The sequence below is a fragment of the Rhizobium mesoamericanum STM3625 genome (assembly GCF_000312665.1).
GTDB classification, from domain to species: Bacteria; Pseudomonadota; Alphaproteobacteria; order Rhizobiales; family Rhizobiaceae; genus Rhizobium; species Rhizobium mesoamericanum.
Genome location: NZ_HF536773.1, coordinates 688,425 through 707,673, shown reverse-complemented (window position 1 = coordinate 707,673; position 19,249 = coordinate 688,425). Strand labels below are relative to the sequence as shown.

18 protein-coding genes are annotated in these 19,249 nt (G+C 59.3%); 13 read left to right on the top strand and 5 right to left on the bottom strand.

From position 1 onward, the window contains the following. Positions 1 to 3: 3 nt before the first annotated feature. The gene (locus BN77_RS23545; protein WP_007536772.1) at positions 4 to 1,050 is read right to left on the bottom strand and encodes an ABC transporter substrate-binding protein; all 1,047 of its coding nucleotides are present in this window, start codon (positions 1,048 to 1,050) and stop codon (positions 4 to 6) included. 445 nt (positions 1,051 to 1,495) lie between these two features. On the opposite strand from BN77_RS23545, the gene trbB reads away from it, so the two are divergent. From trbB to BN77_RS23485, 12 genes are all read left to right on the top strand, one after another. Next, a complete protein-coding gene (gene trbB, locus BN77_RS23540) occupies positions 1,496 to 2,461 on the top strand; it encodes a P-type conjugative transfer ATPase TrbB (RefSeq protein ID WP_425280258.1) in 966 nt (321 codons plus the stop codon). Beyond that, the gene (locus BN77_RS23535; RefSeq protein ID WP_040678368.1) at positions 2,451 to 2,834 is read left to right on the top strand and encodes a TrbC/VirB2 family protein; all 384 of its coding nucleotides are present in this window, start codon (positions 2,451 to 2,453) and stop codon (positions 2,832 to 2,834) included. Before trbB ends, BN77_RS23535 begins: the two co-directional genes overlap by 11 nt. Then, a complete protein-coding gene (locus tag BN77_RS23530) occupies positions 2,827 to 3,123 on the top strand; it encodes a conjugal transfer protein TrbD (RefSeq protein WP_040678365.1) in 297 nt (98 codons plus the stop codon). Before BN77_RS23535 ends, BN77_RS23530 begins: the two co-directional genes overlap by 8 nt. A 12-nt stretch (positions 3,124 to 3,135) precedes the next feature. Then, on the top strand, positions 3,136 to 5,592 hold the full coding sequence (locus tag BN77_RS23525; RefSeq protein ID WP_007536764.1) for a conjugal transfer protein TrbE: 2,457 nt from the start codon (positions 3,136 to 3,138) through the stop codon (positions 5,590 to 5,592). Then, on the top strand, positions 5,564 to 6,367 hold the full coding sequence (gene trbJ / locus BN77_RS23520) for a P-type conjugative transfer protein TrbJ (RefSeq protein ID WP_040678362.1): 804 nt from the start codon (positions 5,564 to 5,566) through the stop codon (positions 6,365 to 6,367). The genes BN77_RS23525 and trbJ overlap by 29 nt, the downstream gene beginning before the upstream one ends. A gap of 5 nt (positions 6,368 to 6,372) precedes the next feature. Further along, the gene (gene trbL / locus BN77_RS23515) at positions 6,373 to 7,551 is read left to right on the top strand and encodes a P-type conjugative transfer protein TrbL (RefSeq protein WP_040678691.1); all 1,179 of its coding nucleotides are present in this window, start codon (positions 6,373 to 6,375) and stop codon (positions 7,549 to 7,551) included. Positions 7,552 to 7,575: 24 nt separating this feature from the next. Further along, positions 7,576 to 8,238, top strand: coding sequence for a conjugal transfer protein TrbF (locus BN77_RS23510; protein WP_007536758.1), 663 nt, complete (start codon positions 7,576 to 7,578; stop codon positions 8,236 to 8,238). A 16-nt stretch (positions 8,239 to 8,254) separates the two neighbouring features. Then, entirely contained in the window at positions 8,255 to 9,064 is an 810-nt protein-coding gene (trbG, locus tag BN77_RS23505; RefSeq protein ID WP_007536755.1) for a P-type conjugative transfer protein TrbG, read from the top strand. A 3-nt stretch (positions 9,065 to 9,067) separates the two neighbouring features. Further along, positions 9,068 to 9,505: a conjugal transfer protein TrbH gene (gene trbH, locus BN77_RS23500; RefSeq protein WP_007536753.1), complete on the top strand. Its 438-nt coding sequence runs from the start codon at positions 9,068 to 9,070 to the stop codon at positions 9,503 to 9,505. 13 nt (positions 9,506 to 9,518) lie between these two features. Further along, positions 9,519 to 10,811 carry an IncP-type conjugal transfer protein TrbI gene (gene trbI, locus BN77_RS23495; protein ID WP_040678359.1) on the top strand — a complete coding sequence of 431 codons (1,293 nt, stop codon included), beginning with the start codon at positions 9,519 to 9,521 and terminating at the stop codon, positions 10,809 to 10,811. Positions 10,812 to 11,212: 401 nt separating this feature from the next. Beyond that, positions 11,213 to 11,803: a TetR/AcrR family transcriptional regulator gene (locus BN77_RS23490; protein ID WP_040678357.1), complete on the top strand. Its 591-nt coding sequence runs from the start codon at positions 11,213 to 11,215 to the stop codon at positions 11,801 to 11,803. A 116-nt stretch (positions 11,804 to 11,919) separates the two neighbouring features. After that, positions 11,920 to 12,738, top strand: coding sequence for an alpha/beta fold hydrolase (locus BN77_RS23485; protein WP_007536745.1), 819 nt, complete (start codon positions 11,920 to 11,922; stop codon positions 12,736 to 12,738). A gap of 285 nt (positions 12,739 to 13,023) precedes the next feature. Here BN77_RS23485 and BN77_RS23480 read toward each other — a convergent pair whose 3' ends face one another. Genes BN77_RS23480 through traA form a run of 4 tightly spaced genes read right to left on the bottom strand, consistent with a single transcriptional unit; the run spans position 13,024 to position 18,694 of the window. Next, positions 13,024 to 13,638 carry a TraH family protein gene (locus tag BN77_RS23480; protein WP_007536743.1) on the bottom strand — a complete coding sequence of 205 codons (615 nt, stop codon included), beginning with the start codon at positions 13,636 to 13,638 and terminating at the stop codon, positions 13,024 to 13,026. A 16-nt stretch (positions 13,639 to 13,654) separates the two neighbouring features. Further along, on the bottom strand, positions 13,655 to 14,818 hold the full coding sequence (locus BN77_RS23475; RefSeq protein WP_007536741.1) for a conjugal transfer protein TraB: 1,164 nt from the start codon (positions 14,816 to 14,818) through the stop codon (positions 13,655 to 13,657). Further along, the gene (traF, locus tag BN77_RS23470; RefSeq protein ID WP_007536740.1) at positions 14,808 to 15,374 is read right to left on the bottom strand and encodes a conjugative transfer signal peptidase TraF; all 567 of its coding nucleotides are present in this window, start codon (positions 15,372 to 15,374) and stop codon (positions 14,808 to 14,810) included. The genes BN77_RS23475 and traF overlap by 11 nt, the downstream gene beginning before the upstream one ends. Continuing rightward, a complete protein-coding gene (gene traA, locus BN77_RS23465; protein WP_007536738.1) occupies positions 15,371 to 18,694 on the bottom strand; it encodes a Ti-type conjugative transfer relaxase TraA in 3,324 nt (1,107 codons plus the stop codon). The genes traF and traA overlap by 4 nt, the downstream gene beginning before the upstream one ends. A 254-nt stretch (positions 18,695 to 18,948) precedes the next feature. Here traA and traC point away from each other — a divergent pair, with 254 nt between their 5' ends. Further along, positions 18,949 to 19,245, top strand: a complete 297-nt coding sequence (gene traC, locus BN77_RS23460; protein WP_007536736.1) for a conjugal transfer protein TraC — start codon at positions 18,949 to 18,951, stop codon at positions 19,243 to 19,245. Positions 19,246 to 19,249 lie beyond the last annotated feature (4 nt).

The window sequence follows — 19,249 nt, the reverse complement described above, 5'->3', positions numbered from 1 at the left end:
CTCTCAGTTTGCGTTTGCGACGACATCGCGTTCCCATTGTTCTGCCCATTTCGACAGGCGCTCAGACATGATGGTCAGATCAGGAAGGATCAGAGAATTCAGGTCCGCCTCCGAGGTGATCTGGCGGGCCCTGATGTCGGCGGGAAGGTCGATATCCATCCGCGCGGTGCCGACCTTATAGGCGCGCACCCAGGCTTCCTGACTTTCCTTCCCGAGGAAGAAGTCGATGAATTTTGCGGCCGCATCCTTATGTTCGGCGCCGCTTGGTATATTCAGCGTCGCGATAAGGGGGATTGTTCCTTCCTTCGGTCGGACGTAGTCGACCGGCAGACCGCTATCGACCAAAAGTTGAGCACGCCCGTTCCAGAAGGGCATCGCCCAGACCGTGCCATCCTTTATGTAGCTTTCGAGGATCGCCGAGCTTTGCTCGAAACCGATCGATCGCCTGGCGACTTCAGACATCGCCTTGAATCCTGGATCGAGATTGTCGACGAGGCCTCCGCCGTTCATGAGGGAAAACATCTGGACGAGATAAATCGCCATGATGTTCTGGAACGTCGGCAGAACGATTTTTCCCTTGAGCTCGTCAGAGGCAAGCGCGGACCAGGAAGCGGGCGGCGCCGCAATCTTATCCTTGCGATAAAGGAGTGACATGTACTGGACCTCATGCACAGCCCCGCAAGGGCCGGCTGTCGCCGAGATCCTTTGCGAAAGACGCGAGAGATTTGGAATCGATGTTGCATCGAGTTTCGCCAATACGCCGTCCTGACACCCTTGAAGCGATTGGGAGGCAGTCATGACGACCACATCGAAGCCTGGACGTCCCTTGGTGGCCTTGATCTTGGCGTAGTCCTGCGACGCGGAACCGACGGCGTCATAGATAACGTCTATCCCTGTTCGAGCTTCGAATGGTTCGATGATGGTCTTGCGAATAATTGCCTCGTAAGGGCCGCCATAGCTGTTGACCACCAGCGTCTCGGCGCGAACTTGACTGGAGAGAGCCGAGACGGCGAAGGCAGAGAGGGCAAGGGTTCGTCTGATTTTTCCCATATGAGATGATCTCGCTGTTGGTGTTGTTCCCCCGGAAATGGTCGTCGGACGACAGACGGCGGTCCAATAGCGGATCGCGACGATTCATGTTCGGCGCGTATCAATCATGGCGTGCATATTTGCAGAAAAACGACCGTTGATCGTGTCCTGTCCCAACCGGGCGAGTCTTAAGCTGGCGTACGAGGGACGGCGCTCGGAGCTGAGTTTGTTGTCAAGCTTAGCGGTCTTTGCGGCTCGCATGCCGCCCGGTCCGGTGGCGGGCCGATCCTCGTTTACGGACCAATCGTCACTCGCACCTTTGCGAGTGGATGATCGAACGACGAACCGGCAAATTTCTTCTCCTGTGCAACGAGAGAGATTTGACTGAAATGAGTTTTATCGCCCTCACCAATCCGGAAATTCAATCCGAACAAACCTTCAGTGGAGGGGAGCGCCGGACATGGTAATTCCGCAGCACGGCTCTCCTTTCCGCCTTATTAGCAAGTTGCAGAATGCTCTGGGTGATAACCTGCGTGCAGCGCTCGACGATCCAAACGTTGTTGAAATCATGCTTAATCCCGACGGCAAGCTCTTCATCGAAAGCCTGGGACACGGGATTGTGTGTGCGGGTATGATGACTCGCGCCGCAGCTGAGACGGTGATCGGGAGCGTTGCCCATGCCCTCAATTCCGAGGTGGGGGATGAACGCCCGATTATATCGGGCGAGCTTCCCATCGGAGGGCACCGCTTCGAAGGCCTTCTGCCGCCAGTCGTGGCGGGCCCGTCATTCACGATCAGGCGGCGAGCTTCACGCCTAATTCCGCTCGACGACTATGTCGCAAGCAAAATGATGACAACCGAGCAAGTTGCAACTGTGCGAAGCGCCGTCGCAGCGAAGCTGAACATCGTTGTCTCAGGTGGCACAGGCTCCGGCAAGACGACACTGACGAACGCAATCGTCGCGGAAATGATCGCCCATGCTCCCGCTGATCGCCTCGTCATTCTCGAAGACACCGCGGAAATCTGGTGCGCCGCCGACAATGCCGTATGTCTCCACACAAGCGACGCGGTCGATATGTCGCGCCTTCTCAAGAGCACAATGAGGCTGCGTCCCGATCGCATCATCGTCGGTGAAGTGCGTGATGGTGCTGCACTCACTCTGCTCAAAGCGTGGAACACCGGACATCCCGGCGGCATCGCGACAATCCACTCGAACTCGGCCCATTCCGCGCTCCAGCGCCTCGAGCAGCTCACCGCAGAAGCCAGTCAGCAGTCCATGCAGTCGGTGATCGGTGACGCCGTCGATCTTATCATCTCGATCGAGCGCACACCCAAAGGGCGTCGTGTTTCAGAGATCCTTCATGTCACAGGTTTTGCCGGTGGCGCCTACCAGATCGAACCCTTTGCGGAGGATGCACGCGATGCGGCTTAACCGGAAATTTCTCACCCTCGGCCTTTTTGCGGCAGCCGGGATCATTCTTCTTAGGTCTCCAGCGCTTGCGAGCTCCGGTGGAAATCTTCCTTGGGAAGGCCCGCTCGAGCAGATCCAGAAGTCGATCACCGGCCCCGTTGCAGGCTATATCGCGCTTGCCGCAGTTGCGATTGCGGGCGGCATGCTGATCTTTGGCGGCGAACTCAACGATTTCGCTCGGCGGTTGATGTATATCGTGCTTGTCGCTGGGATCCTGCTCGGCGCCACCACCATTGTTGGCCTGTTCGGGGCAACCGGCGCCTCCATCGGATTGGTCAAGGATCAAGTCAAAGCGAGCGTGTCGGGATCGAGTGTGGAGGGGGCTCATGAGTGAGTCTCTTTCCCGTCTCCGCCGCAGCCCCATCCACCGTGCGCTTTCCCGACCGAACCTCCTCATGGGGGCCGACCGTGAGTTGGTCCTCATGACCGGATTGGCCTGCGCCATCCTGATCTTCGTTGTGTTGACGGTCTATTCAGCGCTCTTCGGGATCGGTGCGTGGATCACAATCGTCGGGGTGCTGAGAATGATGGCGAAGTCAGATCCTCTCATGCGGCAGATCTACATCAGACACGTCTCCTACAAATCCCATTACAAGCCGACCAGCTCCCCGTGGCGCAGCTAAAGGAGGCGAACCGTGGCAGCTCTGAAACGTTTCCGGGCCACAGGCCCATCCTTCGCAGATCTCGTTCCCTATGCCGGCCTCATCGACAATGGTGTGCTGCTGCTTAAGGACGGAAGCCTGATGGCGGGCTGGTATTTCGCCGGACCGGACTTGGAAAGTGCAACTGATCTGGAGCGCAACGAGCTGTCTGGCCAAATCAACGCGATCCTGTCGCGGCTTGGCAGCGGCTGGATGATCCAGGTCGAGGCGATCCGCGTCCCGACCGTCGACTATCCCTCGAAGGATCGCTGCTATTTCCCGGATCCAGTGACCTGCGCGATCGATGCCGAGCGGCGCGCCCATTTTGGGCGTGAGCAAGGGCATTTCGAAAGTAAGCACGCGCTGGTTCTGACCTATCGCCCGCTTGAATCGAAGAAGACAGCTCTCAGCAGATATATCTATTCCGATGCGGCAAGCCGTAAGAAGTCCTATGCGGATACGGTCCTCTTCACATTCAAGAATGCGGTTCGCGAAATCGAGCAGTATCTGGCTAGCGTGCTGTCGATCAGACGCATGCAAACCCGCGAGACAACTGAGCGGGGAGGGGTGAGAACTGCACGATATGACGAGCTCCTGCAGTTTGTCCGCTTCTGCATTGCCGGCGAGAACCATCCGATCCGGCTGCCCGACATCCCGATGTATCTGGACTGGGTCGCAACAGCCCAACTTGAGCATGGTCTGACGCCGAAAGTCGAGAACCGCTTTCTGGGTGTCGTGGCAATTGATGGATTGCCAGCCGAGAGTTGGCCCGGGATCCTGAACAGTCTCGACCTGATGCCGCTGACGTATCGATGGTCGTCGCGATTCATCTTTCTCGACGCAGAGGAAGCGCGGCAAAAACTCGAACGCACCCGGAAGAAATGGCAGCAGAAGGTTCGCCCGTTCTTCGACCAGCTTTTTCAGACCCAAAGCCGATCGGTCGACCAGGATGCCCTGTCGATGGTGGCCGAGACCGAGGACGCCATCGCACAGGCATCGTCGCAACTGGTCGCCTACGGCTATTACACACCCGTCGTCGTCCTTTTCGACGAGGATCAAGAGGTGTTGCAGGAGAAAGCCGAGGCAATCCGGCGACTGGTTCAAGCGGAAGGTTTCGGCGCCAGAATCGAAACCCTCAACGCGACCGACGCCTATCTCGGCAGTCTGCCGGGGAACTGGTACTGCAATATTCGCGAACCTCTGCTCAATACCAGCAATCTCGCCGATCTTGTTCCGCTGAATTCGGTCTGGTCTGGCAACCCGGCCGCACCGTGCCCCTTTTACCCGCCGCAGTCACCGCCGCTGATGCAGGTTGCCAGCGGCTCTACGCCTTTCCGGTTAAATCTCCACGTTGACGACGTCGGACATACCTTGATCTTTGGTCCGACCGGCTCTGGCAAGTCCACGCTTCTCGCTCTGATCGCCGCACAGTTTCGGCGCTACGATGGCGCGCAGATCTTCGCGTTCGACAAGGGCAACTCCCTCCTGCCATTGACGCTTGCCGCCGGTGGCGATCACTACGAAATTGGCAGTGACAGTGACGAGGAAAGCCGAGCGCTTGTATTCTGCCCGCTCTCGGATCTCTCCACGGATGGTGATCGGGCCTGGGCGAGCGAATGGATCGAAATGCTGGTCTCCCTCCAGGGCGTCACGATCACCCCGGACCATCGCAACGCAATTTCTCGCCAGGTCGCCCTGATGGCCACTTCGCCCGGCCGCTCGCTATCGGATTTCGTCAGCGGGGTGCAGATGCGCGAGATAAAGGGCGCGCTGCATCACTACACCGTCGATGGGCCAATGGGCCAGCTTCTCGATGCCGAAGAGGATGGATTGACGCTCGGCACGTTCCAGTGCTTCGAGATCGAGCAACTGATGAACATGGGCGAGCGCAACCTCGTGCCAGTGCTTACCTATCTGTTCCGGCGGATCGAGAAGCGGCTCGACGGTTCTGCAAGCTTAATCGTGTTGGACGAGGCCTGGCTGATGCTCGGTCATCCAGTCTTTCGCAGCAAGATCCGTGAATGGCTGAAGGTGCTGCGCAAAGCGAACTGCGCCGTCGTTCTCGCGACTCAATCGATTTCCGACGCCGAGCGCTCGGGCATCATCGATGTCCTGAAGGAGTCTTGTCCGACAAAGATATGTCTCCCGAATGGAGCGGCGCGCGAGCCGGGGACACGCGAATTCTATGAGCGGATCGGCTTCAACGACCGACAGATCGAGATTGTCTCCCACGCGATCCCAAAGCGCGAATACTACGTGGCCACTCCGGAGGGACGGCGCCTCTTCGATATGGCGCTCGGCCCCATCGCGCTGAGCTTCGTAGGCGCTTCAAGCAAACAAGACCTCAAACGCATTCGCGCATTGAAGGCCGAGCATGGCCACGTTTGGCCGATCCACTGGCTCGAGATGAGAGGAGTCCACGATGCTGCATCGCTACTCGACTTCGCATAAGTGGCTCGCGGGCTTTGCCGCCACCCTGCTTGTGATGGGACCGACCATACCAGTCTGTGCAGGCGCGGCGACGGGTGCGGCCACTGAGTGGACGCAGCTTGCCAACAATGCTCAGCTCGTTGAACTCCTGAAAAGTTCAGGCCTTCAGGTGGACAACCAGCTCAGGCAGATCGGCCAGCTTGCCGAGCAGATTCAAAACCAGCTGAAGATCTACGAGAACATGTTGCAGAACACGGCACGATTGCCGGATCATGTCTGGGGGCAGGTCGAAAGCGACCTCAACAGACTTCGCGACGTTGTTGATCAGGGCCAGAGCATTGCGTTTTCGATGGGGAATGCCGACGACGTCCTCAAGCAGCGGTTCAAGAGCTATGCGGATCTGAAGACGAGCCTGCCGGACAGCGGGAGTTTCTCCTCAAGCTATCAAACCTGGTCGGATACCAACCGGGATACAATCGCGAGTACCCTGAGGGCGGCGAGCCTGACTGCCGATCAGTTCGACAGCGAGGAAAACACGATGCGTTCGCTCAGGGGCATGTCGGAGGCAGCGGACGGCCAGATGAAGGCCCTTCAGGTCGGCCATGAAATCGCCGCCCAACAGGTCGCTCAGATGCAAAAGCTTCGCGGCCTTGTCTCCCAGCAAATGACGATGATGGGCACGTGGCTTCAGTCGGAGCAGACAAACACCGACCTCGCGCAAAAGCGCCGCGAGGAGTTCTTTAAAGCGACCACGCCTCCCACGTCAGGTGGCAAGAAGATGAAGGTCGAGTGGTGATCGGTATGCCGAAACCACTCATTGTGTGCCTTCGGGCAGCCGCTATCCTGACCACCATCGTCCTGGCAGTGGCGCAGCCGGCCCTGGCGCAGGAGGGCTCGGTTCTAACGTCTCTGGAGAGCCAGATCACGACGGCTGCCAAGGGCTGGGAAACCACAGTCATGGACGCCGCCAAATCGTTGTTCTGGATTTTGGCGACGATCGAAATCGGGATCGCCGCAGTCTGGCTGGCGCTACAAGCCGCTTCCCTGGACAGCTGGTTTGCCGAGCTTGTCCGCCGCATCATGTTTGTCGGCTTTTTCGCTTTCGTGCTGGCCCAGGGACCGTCGTTTGCGAAGGCGGTCGTCAATAGTCTCTTCCAACTCGGGGCTGATGGCGGGACTGCCTCGCCTGCGGACGTGTTCAACGCCGGCTTGGCCGTCGCAAGCAAGATGTCGGAGAAAATTCAGTTCGGCTGGTTCGCAGACAACGGGCTTGCTATCGCGGCCGCATTCGCGATGGTTGTGACGGTTGTCGCCTTTTCGCTTGTCGCAGCACTCTTTGTATCTGTGATGGTCGAGATGTATCTCGGTCTCCTCGCCGGGATGATCATGCTTGGCCTTGGCGGTTCTTCGTTCACCAAAGACTTTGCGATCCGTTACCTCGTCTATGCGTTTTCGGTCGGCATGAAGCTTATGGCCATGGTCATGATTTCTCGCATCGGATCGGAAGTGCTGATCGGCCTCGCAAACGAACCCTCCGTGGGCGATCAGTATCAAACTGCCTTGGCGATTGCCGGCATTTCGGTCGTCGTCTTCATCATCGCCATGTATGTGCCAAACATCATGCAAGGCGTCGTCCAGGGAGCTTCGGTTTCGAATGGGATGGAGACGATCCGCCACGGTGGGCAAGCAGCGTCTTTCGGTCTGGGAATGATCCTCCTTGCCGCTGGTGCCGCCAGAAAGGGCTTTGCGGCGGGGCAATCCGCACGAGCCGCGGGCTCATCCGTCGCCGGTGCTGCTCTTCAAGGTTTCGGCGCCGGCATCGGCGCTGCCGTAAAAGCCACAGGTTCGGCCGCAAAGGAGAAGGCGATCGGGTCTCCTGGCGCTTATGCGGGCTCTCTTCTCGGGCTCGCCAACGCGAAGCTTGACGAGAGCCGTAGTGGTCATAGCGGGCCGAAGCGACCTGCCGAACGTAACGACTAACAGCAATCAGAAAGTGATGGATCGATGGCTTCCAACCGCCCTCCTGAAAACCCATATCTTGCTGCACGCCAGGAGTGGACGGAACGATACGGATCCTATGTGCAGGCGGCGGCTGCGTGGCGCATCGTTGGCATTCTCGGCCTTGCCATGGCCATCATCGGTTTTGGCTATGCGATCTACCTCAGCACGCAGGTCAAGCTCGTGCCCTACATCGTCGAAGTCGACAAGCTCGGAAGTTCGGTGACGTCAGGCTTCCCCGAACAGATCGAATACGCGGATGTGCGCGTGGTGCGCGCAACGCTTGGCAACTTCGTCACCAGCTTTCGGTCGGTCACGCCCGACGCCGTCGTGCAGAAACAATATATCGACCGAACCTATGCGCTTCTTCGGACACCCGATCCGTCGACGGAGAAGGTCAATGCCTGGTTCCGCGGTAATTCGCCGTTCGAGAAGGCGAAAACCGCGACCGTCGCGGTCGAGGTCAACAACATCGTGGCGCTATCGAACCAGACCTATCAGATCGACTGGACCGAATACGAGCGGGATCGCAAAGGCAAGGAAACCGGCACGCGCCGGTTTCGAGGAGTTGCGACGGTGGTGCTGACCGCGCCGCAGGACGAGGCGACCATCCGCCTCAATCCGATCGGCCTCTATATTCGTGACCTGGACTGGACGGCACAGCTTTAAGGGCAGGGGATTACACATGCACAAGTCAGTATCGATCGCGGCCACCGGCTGCGTGGCCGCACTCGTCTTTGCGATGACTACTCACGCGCAAAGCATGACGGCGAACGAAGCCAAGGGCACAACGCTGTCGCGTAAGTGGCGGGGAGCGCCAGGGCTCGTGACCGCTGGGCCAGATGGCAAAGTCATCTTCCTCTTCGGCGAAACCCAGCCGTCTGTGATCTGCTCGCCGCTGCAGGTTTGCGACATAGAGCTGCAGGGCGGGGAGATCGTGCGGGATGTGCTGATTGGCGACACTGTGCGCTGGAAAGTCGAACCCGCGACCTCCGGGGCGAACGCTGGGCAAGCGGTCCATTTGATCGTCAAGCCGTCGGAGCCCGGTCTCGTTACTTCGATGGTAATCACGACGTCGCGACGCACTTACCACATCCAGCTGAAATCTCATCCGAGCCAATATATGGCCCGTGTCGGCTTCGAATATCCCGAGGAGGTCTCGAGCAAGCTCGCCGACATCAACGCGCGCCTCGAAGCAGGTGTAGCCGGCACCGCACCCGACAAGCTGAACTTCTCCTATTCGATCGCTGGCAACGCCTCGTGGAGACCGAAGCGGGTCTATTCCGACGGTGTGAAGACTTATATCCAATTTCCGAAATCGATCTCAGGACAGGATGCACCCGTCCTTTTTGTTGTTGCCGGTGGCCAGAACCGAATCGTCAACTACCGCATGAAGAATGACATGATGATCGTCGACTATTTGGTCGACAAGGCAATCCTCGTCTCTGGAGTTGGGTGGCGCCAACAAAAGGTCACTATCCGGCGAGGAGGTTGATCGATGCGCAAGCTATTGCCTTTCTTCCTTGGCGCGGCTCTCCTTTCCGGTTGCCAAACCGCCGATGATGCTCTCACCACGAACTCGGACCCCGTCACCGTCAGCGGACCGGCTGCAGCTGCGATCGCCGGCGACATGGCAAGCCGGCTTGCCGAACAAATCGGCTCGTCACGTGCGACGACAATCAAGATGGACAAGGATAACTCGGAATATGCCGTTGCCCTGGAGGCGGCCCTGAAGGAATGGGGCTATACCGTCATCACCGATGGAAAAATTGCCAAAGACCAGAAGCCGGTCGAACTGGCTTGGTCAATCGACAAGTTCGACGGTCAGCTAATGGCCCGCCTGGCCACCCCACTCGTTACGCTTGGACGCAGCTACGCGCTGACGAATGCAGGGGCTGAGCCAGCAAGTCCACTTTCAGTCATGCAACGCAACTGACGGGAGGGACAAAATGGTCCAGTCGCTTCAGCTCGGCACATCCGGCAATGGCGCGCAACAGCCGCCCATGCGCCGCCTCAATCGACTGCCGATCATTGTCGCCATCGTCAGCATCTTGTTGTTTTTCGCGGTTGTCGTCATCGGCCTTTCGTGGCGAGGGTTCACCTTCGAGCGCGGCAATGATCTCGACGGCGTATCCAATTCACCGGCCACCACCTTTGGGGACCAACTGAAGAAGGGCGTCATGGACGGCATCATCGGTGAGCCGGACATGCAAGACGCGCTGCAACCAGCGCCGGTCGTTCAAGAGAAAAGGGAACAACAGGAGCCGGTTGTGGAGCCTCAACCTGCGGAGCGGCAAGAACGCCGGCCCCAACAGGAGTCGGAAGAAGAGTGGAAGGCCAGGTTGAAGCGGGAGCAGGATGAGCAATACATCCGTGAAGTGCAGCGCCAACGGATGGCGCGTCTGCAAGCGAGCGCCACAGCGCTCGATTCTCCGTTGAAGGTCGATATTTCCGACGCGGAGAAGTCGACAAATACCACCGACACCGGCCGACAGATCACAACGCCAACAGCCGCCCCGGACCTTTATGCGGCCGCAATGCGATCGGGTCTGATCGGCCAGAACGTCGATCCGAACGGCCAAACCTCCAAGGAGGATTTCTTCAATCGGGAGACCAAGGATCTAGGCTATCTGCCAAACAGGGTCGTGTCGCAAATGTCACCCTACGAGTTGAAACGCGGCTCGGTCATCCCGGCCACATTGTTCACCGGCCTCAATTCCGACCTGCCGGGCAGGCTCACCGCGCAGGTCAGCCAGAATGTCTATGACAGCGCCACCGGCTACCGGCTGCTGATCCCGCAGGGCGCGAAGCTGTTCGGACGCTACGATTCAAAGATCGCCTTCGGTCAGGAGCGTGTCCTCGTTGTCTGGACGGATCTCATTTTTCCGGATGGGTCAACGCTTCAGATCGACGGCATGGCGGGGACGGACGCCGAAGGTTATGGGGGATTCAAGGATAAGGTCGACCGGCATCTCTGGCGGACTTTCGGTTCTGCCGCGCTGATAGCGCTCATTGGAACCGGCATCGACATGTCGATGCCTGAAAGCTCGATACGAGCAACACAGGATACGGCCTCGGACGCAGCACGGCGAAATTTCGCCGAATCGTTTGGCAGGGTTGCAGAGCAGGCCATATCAAAGAACTTGAACGTTCAGCCGACCATCCAGATCCGGCCGGGTTACAAGTTCAATGTGCTCGTCGACCAGGACATCATCTTTCCTTCCGCCTATCGTGGACATTAGCCGCGCAGGTGAAAACCACTGTCAAGAAATGCATCGGGCCGCAACTCGGCTTCCTCTGGCCGATCGGCGACAAGATGCAGGGGGCTGTGAGCATTAAGGGTTATTGGGAGTTCGGCAGTGAAAATCGTCCGGACGGCTGGAATACATGGCTGAGCATTCAAATCTCACCTGCCGCCCCGACGTAAATTCCTCCCGGCATAGAGTGCTGTCGACACTTCCGGACCAAGCGCTCCCCAACCCAAAGACGCGCTTCTTGTTTTTACGTCGCCGACTGGCCTTTAGCAGGGGGAAGCGTAAGTCGTGGTGGCGCGTTCGCTGTCCCTCTCAGGGAAAGAGGACGAACCGGCGCCCCACCAAAAATTTGCTTGACAATAACAAGACGACCGGTCATCTATAAATTCATGCCTAGACCAGCCAATCCGGAAATTCGATCGCGCCTACTGGAAAAGGGAGGAGACCTCATCAGCACCCGCGGCTTCAATGCCACCGGTGTGCAGGAGATTACGTCGGTGGCCGATGTGCCCAAGGGGTCGTTCTACAATTATTTCGAAAGCAAGGAGGCCTTCGCTGTCGAAGTACTGACTGACTATTGGGATTCGGTGGTTTCTACCTACGGCCCGATCTTGACCGATAACAATTTGACCCCGCTCGCTCGTATTGCGCGCTATTTCGCGGGCCTGGCAGAGTTTCACGAGCGCCGCCGTTACGCGGTCGGCTGCCTGATCGGGAATATGGCGCTGGAGGTCACGCCGTCGAGCGAGCGCGTACGCGTTAAGCTGGCGGCAATCTACCGCCAATGGACGGCCTCGCTCACTGAATGCCTGCGGGAGGCCCGGGCCCGGGGTGAATTGCCGGCCAGAAAGGATCCGGCACAGGTTGCCGTTGCGTTGATCGACGCGTTCGAAGGCGCGGTCACGCGTGCTAAGGTCGAACGCAACCGGTTGCCGTTCGACAGCTTTGAAGGTTTCGTTTTGCCCGCCCTTGTGACGTGAAACAGTTTTGGCCGATAAATAGACGACCGGTCATATATTTTAAGTAAGTTTCTCGCTGGAACGCCGCGCCAGTGAGTGGTGACTCTCATCCGCGGCTAATTCAAAGGAACTGAACAATGCCCACGATCACAACTACAGACGGCGTAAACATCTTCTACAAGGATTGGGGATCAGGTCAGCCGATCGTTTTCAGCCATGGTTGGCCGCTGACAGCGGACGACTGGGATGCTCAGATGACATTCTTCCTTCATCACGGGTATCGGGTGATCGCACACGACCGGCGCGGCCACGGCCGGTCCGACCAGCCCAGCACCGGCAACGACATGGATCACTGGGTTGCCGACCTCGCGGCCCTGACGGAACACCTCAACTTGCGCGACGCGATCCATATCGGCCACTCGACAGGTGGCGGTGAGGTGGCTCGCTATGTTGCTCGCCATCAGGAGCGCGTCGCCAAGGCGGTGCTGGTCGCTTCGCTGACGCCGAACATGTATCGGAGCGAGGACAACCCGGCCGGTCAGCCGCCGGAGTGGTTCGAAGCGATCCGGGCAGGCGTGCTGGGCAACCGGTCGGAGTTCTACCGTTTCGTCCCTGAGAATCCGTTCTACGGCTACAACCTTGATGGGGCGAAGCCTTCGGAGCCGATCATTGCGAACTGGTGGCGCCAAGGCATGGCCGGCGGTGCCCTCGCTCATTACGCAACTGTCGACTCTTGGCTCGAAGATTATACCGAAGACCTCAAGAAGATCACCGTACCGGTGCTGGTGATGCACGGCGAGGCCGATCAGGTCGTCCCGTTCGCAAGTTCAGTGCCGCGTGCGGTCGACCTGCTTAAGAACGGGTCGCTGAAGACTTATCCCGGTTATCCTCATGGCATGCTCACCACGCATGCGGATGTCCTCAACCCCGACCTGCTCTCGTTCATCAGGTCCTGAGGACATCGCTCATCCATTATCGCCTATGGTAGACATTTAGGGGTGTATCTTGAGAAGGGTTCGGGTTTCGTCGTGGTGACGAAGGAACGAAACGGAAGCTCGAATTTTCCTCGAAAATTCGTCGGCCAGGGCCCTGTCGAAGCGGCGGCCCTGGCAGCGTTTGCTCGGCCTTGACGGAGGTCCGTTCCAGCGTCGGCTTCGCGCCTCGCTCCCTGTTTGCCAGGCGGGCTTGAGGGCAACCGTGGCATGTTGGAGCCACACTATCTTTATGCTGAAGAACTGACGCTATTGCTGACCTCCAATGCGAGAAAGATCGATCCGTATCCCGGCGCGGCCTATGTCCTGCTCCGTCTCGGACTCTCCCTTTCTTGGCTTCGGATCGGCGTTCTCCTCCATGGCGGGGATCTTCTCTTCACTTGGCTGCGGCACTTCAACCGCTTTTCCCGGATCCTCCGCCCGAAACACCCCGACTCCCTCGAACTCCCCGCTCTTCCATGCGTAGATCGCGTCCTCGAATATCTGCGGGAACACCTCTTTACTCGTGGGATTGCCATACCACTTGGCAACGATCCGGAGCACCTTGGCAAACATCGCCGTGCCTTTACGCAGATTGTCGCAAGCATCGACGAGGTCTGGTTTGAGATCACTCGCTTGCTTGACGCCAACACCAGCAGGGAACTGTGTAAGTCCAACGCGGACGACGGCCTGGCCGGCATATTGCCGCACGATCGCCATTGCCTCCTCGGCCGACGTCGCTTTCGGCACGAGGATCAACCGTCCGCCCGATTTGACGGTGACCGCCAGAGGATCGCCAGAGCCTACCGCCATAACGAACTGCTCCACGATCGCGGGCTTGAGAGAAGGGTCGGCGCATTCTTTGATCAGCGCTGGGTCCAGCATGGCGTCTCCTCGGACTTCAGGTGTTGATGGCAAAGACAAGCGGTTTATCGAAGAGCCTCGCCCATGCAGTGGTCGCGGCCCGCTGGATGGCAACGATCGATGTCCCCTCGGTCCACCAGCCATTTCCGACAGCAAGGATGAAGTCGGGATCGTGCAACATGGATTGTAGGACGGGCCAGATGAGCAGTTGCTCGTAGCAGATCAGCGGAGCGACCCGACTGCCGCCGGCCAAGACAACCGGGTTTGCGAAGAAATCTGCGCTCGCGCTGCCACTTTCGCCAAACCATGACCGCCAGGGTTGCCACATCGAACCTGGAACCGGCATGCGTTCACGGTAGAGGATGCGGCCGCCCGTCCGGTCGATCGCGACGAGGATGTTGTCGTAGCCGCCATGGTCGATCACCGCAACGCCAGCGATGATGGTGGTATCGGCATCGGCAAAGGCGCCTGTCCAAAGCCGCGTCACGGTTGGGGTCAAGAAGCCAAGCGCACTTTCTGGCAGCACCACAAAGTGCGCGCCGTTGCCGGCTACAGTGCGCACCGTTGCGATCAAGTCACGGTGGCGCTGAAGACCGACATCCCGACCAAGCGTAGCGCCCAAATCGAGGTCGACACCGCGCCAGCCGTCGGGTAGACGCGGCTCGGTCCAAGATGCGGCGGACCAAAGCCAAAAGCCCGTCAGGGCAATGGCGGCAGCTGGCCACACGCGGGTTGCGAGGCCTGCGAGGCCAGCTGTCATAAGCCCAAGTCCCCACCATCTCCACCCTGGGAACACAACACCGGCAGCCGTGACAGGATGCGCCCAGCCAATGATCCCGAATGGCGGGATGGCCATCACGGCGGCTGCGAGAAGATATCGAAACGGACGAACGCTTGCATTCTGCGTCCAAAGGACGGTGTGGACCATGACAAAGCTCAAGGAAGCGCACAACCAGAGCAGCAGGCCGGGCCAGATATCGGACGAATAGTAGGCGGTAACGCCTTGCGGCAGACCGCGGGATGCGGCCAGGAAATACCCGGCGGAGACAAGTGCCGCGACCAATCTCGTTCTCGCCAGCGACCACAGAACGGGAAAGCCGATTGCGACGGGCAGTAGAGCCACATGGCCGCTCCAACCCACCACGCCGATCGCGATCGAAGCGATTATGAGCAGCGTCGAGCGATGGTACTCACGGCTCATAGGTGAGAACCTCCTGCGCCAGACCGAGAATGCCGGAGGCTGGCAGCGGACCGAAGTACCTGGAGTCGTAGGAACCGGGAAACGGGGAATGCAGGAAGACATGTCCTGGCGGTACGATGTCACTTGGAAACGGCGCCAGCGGTCGACCCCTGCCATCTCTTTGCGCGAGAGCGGAGGAGGAGACGTCCCGGCCGTCTACGCTAACCCTGGCGCCGATTTCGACATGCTGTCCTTTTATGGCAATCACCGTCTTGATCAACGGTGCTACACCGCCTGGGCAGGAACCGGACCGGAGATAACCACGTGCTCGTGCCTCCAGCATATCAGCCGTTGCAGGCGGGCAGATGAAAACCATGTCGTTGACAGCTGCTGGACGGCTAAGTGGAACAATGCGCCACAGGCCGAGTGGTTCGCTCGGCGTCAGATTGATGCGGTAGCCGCTGGTGAGGCCGGCCACGACAACAAGTACGATGGCCAAAAGTGCCGTCGACAGGATCACCGCCACTTGGGCTTGTTGCGGCTTTGCTCTTCGACGCGATCGAGCCCATCCGGTCATCTTAGCGAGAGCCCCTGGCTGCGGGTCTGCCTCAATGTCTCGGCCTTTTTCAGCGCCAGCCTCGTTCGTTCATGAGCGCCAAGCTGCTGGACAGTTCGCATAAAATTCCAGGCGGTCCGGACCTCGGCCTTCTGGGCAATTGTCAGTCCTGCCGTGACAGTCTCGAAGGTCTTGCCGTCCGTGTCTTTCGCGGCCAGAGGCAGGAAGGTCCGCTCCCCGAAACGCACGGAGACGGCCTTGGCGAACCCTTCGAGTTCGGCCTTTACCATCCGGTCGGCAAGCGCGTATTCGAGCCCGGCCGGAAGATCGTTGCGATCAATTGCATCACGGACGCGTTCGAGCGTTTGCTTGGCCGCTGGTGAGAGCGCCGGGATGTCGATCGAAACCTTCAGACGGACCGCGCGCTCCTCCGTCTCATGTTTCAACTCGACCTCTGCCCGCTCACGAAGAAAACGCTCAAGATTGCGGGCGAGCGCCGGCACGGTGGCGATGGCTTTTTCCCGGTCCTGCTTGTTGGTACGGCTGGCGAGAAGACCGGTCTTGCCCTTCAATGGACCAAAGCTTTCGGGAACGGCAGCAATCCTTGCAAGAGTGGATTGCGCAACCGACCGGTCCTTGATCATGGCGTCGACATTGATCGCCTTGAAGGCCGCTTCCGGCTGAGCGTAGACGAGATGAAAGCGGGCCGACACGTCCGCCCACTGTTTCTTCAGACCGGGATCGGCGGCAAGTTTGTCCTCGACAGCCTGTTCGAGCGATTTCGAAAAGGTGGTGATGCCTGAAACCATCGGCTTGGCCTTGATCGTGCCGGAGATGGATTGCTTGTTCTTGCCGCCTACCAGTGCGAACGCAGCACTGATGGCTGCAAGGCGTGCGCCGAGATCGGCGAGTTTCTGTTTCTGCCGAACTGTCCATTCGAGGCGATCGCGGGCGATCGTGCGGGCGACGTTGACGAGATGAAGGCCGCGAGCCCCCGCAAAGCGCAGCGCCTGGGCGTAGAACGACGCCTGCTCGTAATCGAGCGTCGCTTCTTTTGCATTTTGGCGCGACAGGATCGGGACGAGGCCACCTGATATGGCGAAGGAGCGGCGGCCGTAATAGACCGTGAGATCCTCGCGGTGGCGCGTCATGGCGACGTAGGTGAGGTGGCGATCGAGTGACAGGGACGCGAGCACCTTCACCCGGTCAATGGTGGCGCCCTGGCTCTTGTGGATCGTCGTTGCATAGCCGAGATCGACATTGTTGTAGAAGCGCTCGTCGACCGCTATCAGCCGGCGATGCTCGCCTTCGCCGACGGCCGCCACCAGCCGGCCAGGTCCGGCGTCAAGGACCTTGGCGAGCATACCGTTCTTGACGCCAAGGCTCCCCTCGTTCTTGAGGAACACGATCTGGTCGCCGGCGGCGAATTTGCGGGTGCCGTCCTCAGTCTCGAAGGCAAAGCCCTCGGCAACAACGCCGCGCTCGACCAGCTTGGTGCGCGCCATTTCGTTCAGCATCCGCACGTCACGGCGAAGGTGTGCAAGGATCAAGCTGGTCTTCGAAGGATCATAGTCGTGGTTCCAGTCGGAAATCAGGACTTCAACCGCCTGTGCCTTGAGCTCCAACCCGACAAAGCGCCCGTTCGCCCTGTATGCATCAACCGCTTTGCCAACGTTACCGCGGGCAAGATCGAGCGAAGCATCACGCATCCATTGTTCGCGCTGGCGATAGATCGTTTCCAGTTCGGCATAACCGATCCGATCGGCAATCGCGCGAAACGCGGCGCCCGCCTCGATCGGTTGAAGTTGTTGCGGGTCACCGACCAGGACAAGCTTTGCCCCAGATCTGGTTGCGGCTTCGACGAACACGGCCATCTGCCGCGACGACACCATTCCAGCCTCATCAAGGACGAACACCGTCTTGTCGTCGAGCTGGTTGCGACCCGCATTCCATCGAAGCTCCCAGGATGCGAGCGTGCGCGAGGCGATGCCCGCTTCCTTCTCAAGACCCTCGGCCGCTTTGCCGGCGAGCGCACCGCCGACCACGTGATAACCGGCCGCTTCCCAAGCCTCGCGCGCCCCTTTCATCATCGTCGTCTTGCCGGCGCCTGCGCGGCCGATGACGGCGGCAATCCGTTCGCTGCCGGTCATGTGGGCGATCGCCGTCTGCTGCTCATCCGACAGACTCGAATGGCGAACAAAGGTTCTCTCAAGCACCGTCTCGCGGATGCCATGAGAAGCCCGGCGCGACAGCCAAATCGCCCGGTTGATCATCTCGGCTTCAAGCCGGATCTGATCCCGCGTCGTATACTTCGCTGGCACCCGAATACCCGTCGCAAAGTCGATCCGCTCGCCTTCGAGGCGGAGCGTTTCCGGGTTCTGCAGGATCCTCACCATCAAGCTCTGGAACAGAGCGGCATCGTCGATGTAGCGATGCAGGATATTTGCGACATCGCGTTCGTCGAAGACGCTTTTTTCCCGCGTGATCAGGTCGATGACGATCGCCGGACGGCGCGTTATCCGACGGGCATTCTCGGCGCGGCGCTGAGCCTGAAGATCGAGGCGTTCCAGCTTGGGAGCCAAGGATTGAGGCTTCCACCCGGATTGTTCCGCCTTGCGCTCGATCGCTTTGGTGCCGACGCCGAGGTGAATGGTCGGCTCCAGAGCAATGTGTTGTTTTTCGAAGGAGCGTCCATCGATGCGGATGTCCAGACCGGCGAGCGCCAGATGGCGGTTCTGGCAGGCAAACCAGCCGTCTCGAAACGCGTTGAAGTCGTCGACACTTCCGGCCCAAAGCTCATAGACAATCTTGCCGGCATTGTTGCGTATCGGATTGCCATCCGGCCCGAGAACCGCGACCTTCTTCGCGCCGAAGCCGTCTTCGGCCAGAGGCCTAAGCGGCGTCATCAGATGAACATGAGGATTGCCTGGTGCATCGTGATAGACCCAGTCGGCAACCACACCCTTGGCGGTGATATGTTGTTTAACGAAATCGCGCACAAGCGCGATGTTCTGCTCGGCTGTCAATTCGACCGGGAGCGCCAAGGTGACATCCTTGGCAAGCTGAGCATCGCTGCGCTTCTCGAAGGCCTCGACCCTATTCCAGAAAGCTTCAGAAGCGCCTGAGACGGAGCGATTGGCAACGATCGCCCTCAACCATTCCGGTGAATCGGCCGGAATGACAAACTCTTCGTGGAGCAGGCCCTGCTTGCGGGTGTAGTCGATGACCCGCGCTTCCCGCTCGTATTCCATTTTCGCGCAATGCCGGTAGGCCGCCGACAGCACGACGCTGCGGCCGGAGCCGCGGGCGACGATGCTGACGGAGAAATGAGGGACGGCCACGGCGGCGAATGCTCCTTCAAACGAAGAAAATCATCTGGTTCGTTGAGAGCGGCAGCGCCGTCAGGCGCCAAAAGCAGGGGCGTCGCGCCAGCGACGTATAATTGCGCCCTTGGATGAAGCTCCTTCGAACCGGCCGGGATCATGCTCAATGGCGTTGGCTACGCCAACTCGCATTTCTGTTGGTAGATCGACGGCCCGATTTGGCCGACTCTGGTGCTGTTCACGATCTAAACCGGCACGAAAGGACGATCCGAATGAAGAAGTCAGCCTCAAGGATCCGCGAAGATATCGCCAAGCTTCAGGACCAGTTGAAACAGGCAGAGACGAAGGACGCCGAACGCATCGGCCGCATCGCGCTCAAGGCCGGACTTGGCGAGATCGAAGTCGAGGAAGCTGATCTTCATGCAGCGTTGGCGGATTTGGCCGGGCGGTTTCGCAAAGGCAAGGCTTTATCGAATGGAATGGAGAGGGCAGGGCCAGGCAGCACAAGCACCACGGAGATGGCGCCTGTCACGTCTGGCGCGGCTGAGAGCAGCGCTGGCGAGGCTTGAGCGG

Bases quoted from the DNA above. Each gene is read 5' to 3' on its own strand.
- BN77_RS23545 (WP_007536772.1), bottom strand. From the start codon at position 1,050: ATGGGAAAAATCAGACGAACCCTTGCCCTCTCTGCCTTCGCCGTCTCG.
- BN77_RS23535 (WP_040678368.1), top strand. From the start codon at position 2,451: ATGCGGCTTAACCGGAAATTTCTCACCCTCGGCCTTTTTGCGGCAGCC.
- BN77_RS23530 (WP_040678365.1), top strand. From the start codon at position 2,827: ATGAGTGAGTCTCTTTCCCGTCTCCGCCGCAGCCCCATCCACCGTGCG.
- trbJ (WP_040678362.1), top strand. From the start codon at position 5,564: ATGCTGCATCGCTACTCGACTTCGCATAAGTGGCTCGCGGGCTTTGCC.
- trbL (WP_040678691.1), top strand. From the start codon at position 6,373: ATGCCGAAACCACTCATTGTGTGCCTTCGGGCAGCCGCTATCCTGACC.
- BN77_RS23510 (WP_007536758.1), top strand. From the start codon at position 7,576: ATGGCTTCCAACCGCCCTCCTGAAAACCCATATCTTGCTGCACGCCAG.
- trbG (WP_007536755.1), top strand. From the start codon at position 8,255: ATGCACAAGTCAGTATCGATCGCGGCCACCGGCTGCGTGGCCGCACTC.
- trbH (WP_007536753.1), top strand. From the start codon at position 9,068: ATGCGCAAGCTATTGCCTTTCTTCCTTGGCGCGGCTCTCCTTTCCGGT.
- trbI (WP_040678359.1), top strand. From the start codon at position 9,519: ATGGTCCAGTCGCTTCAGCTCGGCACATCCGGCAATGGCGCGCAACAG.
- BN77_RS23490 (WP_040678357.1), top strand. From the start codon at position 11,213: ATGCCTAGACCAGCCAATCCGGAAATTCGATCGCGCCTACTGGAAAAG.
- BN77_RS23485 (WP_007536745.1), top strand. From the start codon at position 11,920: ATGCCCACGATCACAACTACAGACGGCGTAAACATCTTCTACAAGGAT.
- BN77_RS23480 (WP_007536743.1), bottom strand. From the start codon at position 13,638: ATGCTGGACCCAGCGCTGATCAAAGAATGCGCCGACCCTTCTCTCAAG.
- BN77_RS23475 (WP_007536741.1), bottom strand. From the start codon at position 14,818: ATGAGCCGTGAGTACCATCGCTCGACGCTGCTCATAATCGCTTCGATC.
- traF (WP_007536740.1), bottom strand. From the start codon at position 15,374: ATGACCGGATGGGCTCGATCGCGTCGAAGAGCAAAGCCGCAACAAGCC.
- traC (WP_007536736.1), top strand. From the start codon at position 18,949: ATGAAGAAGTCAGCCTCAAGGATCCGCGAAGATATCGCCAAGCTTCAG.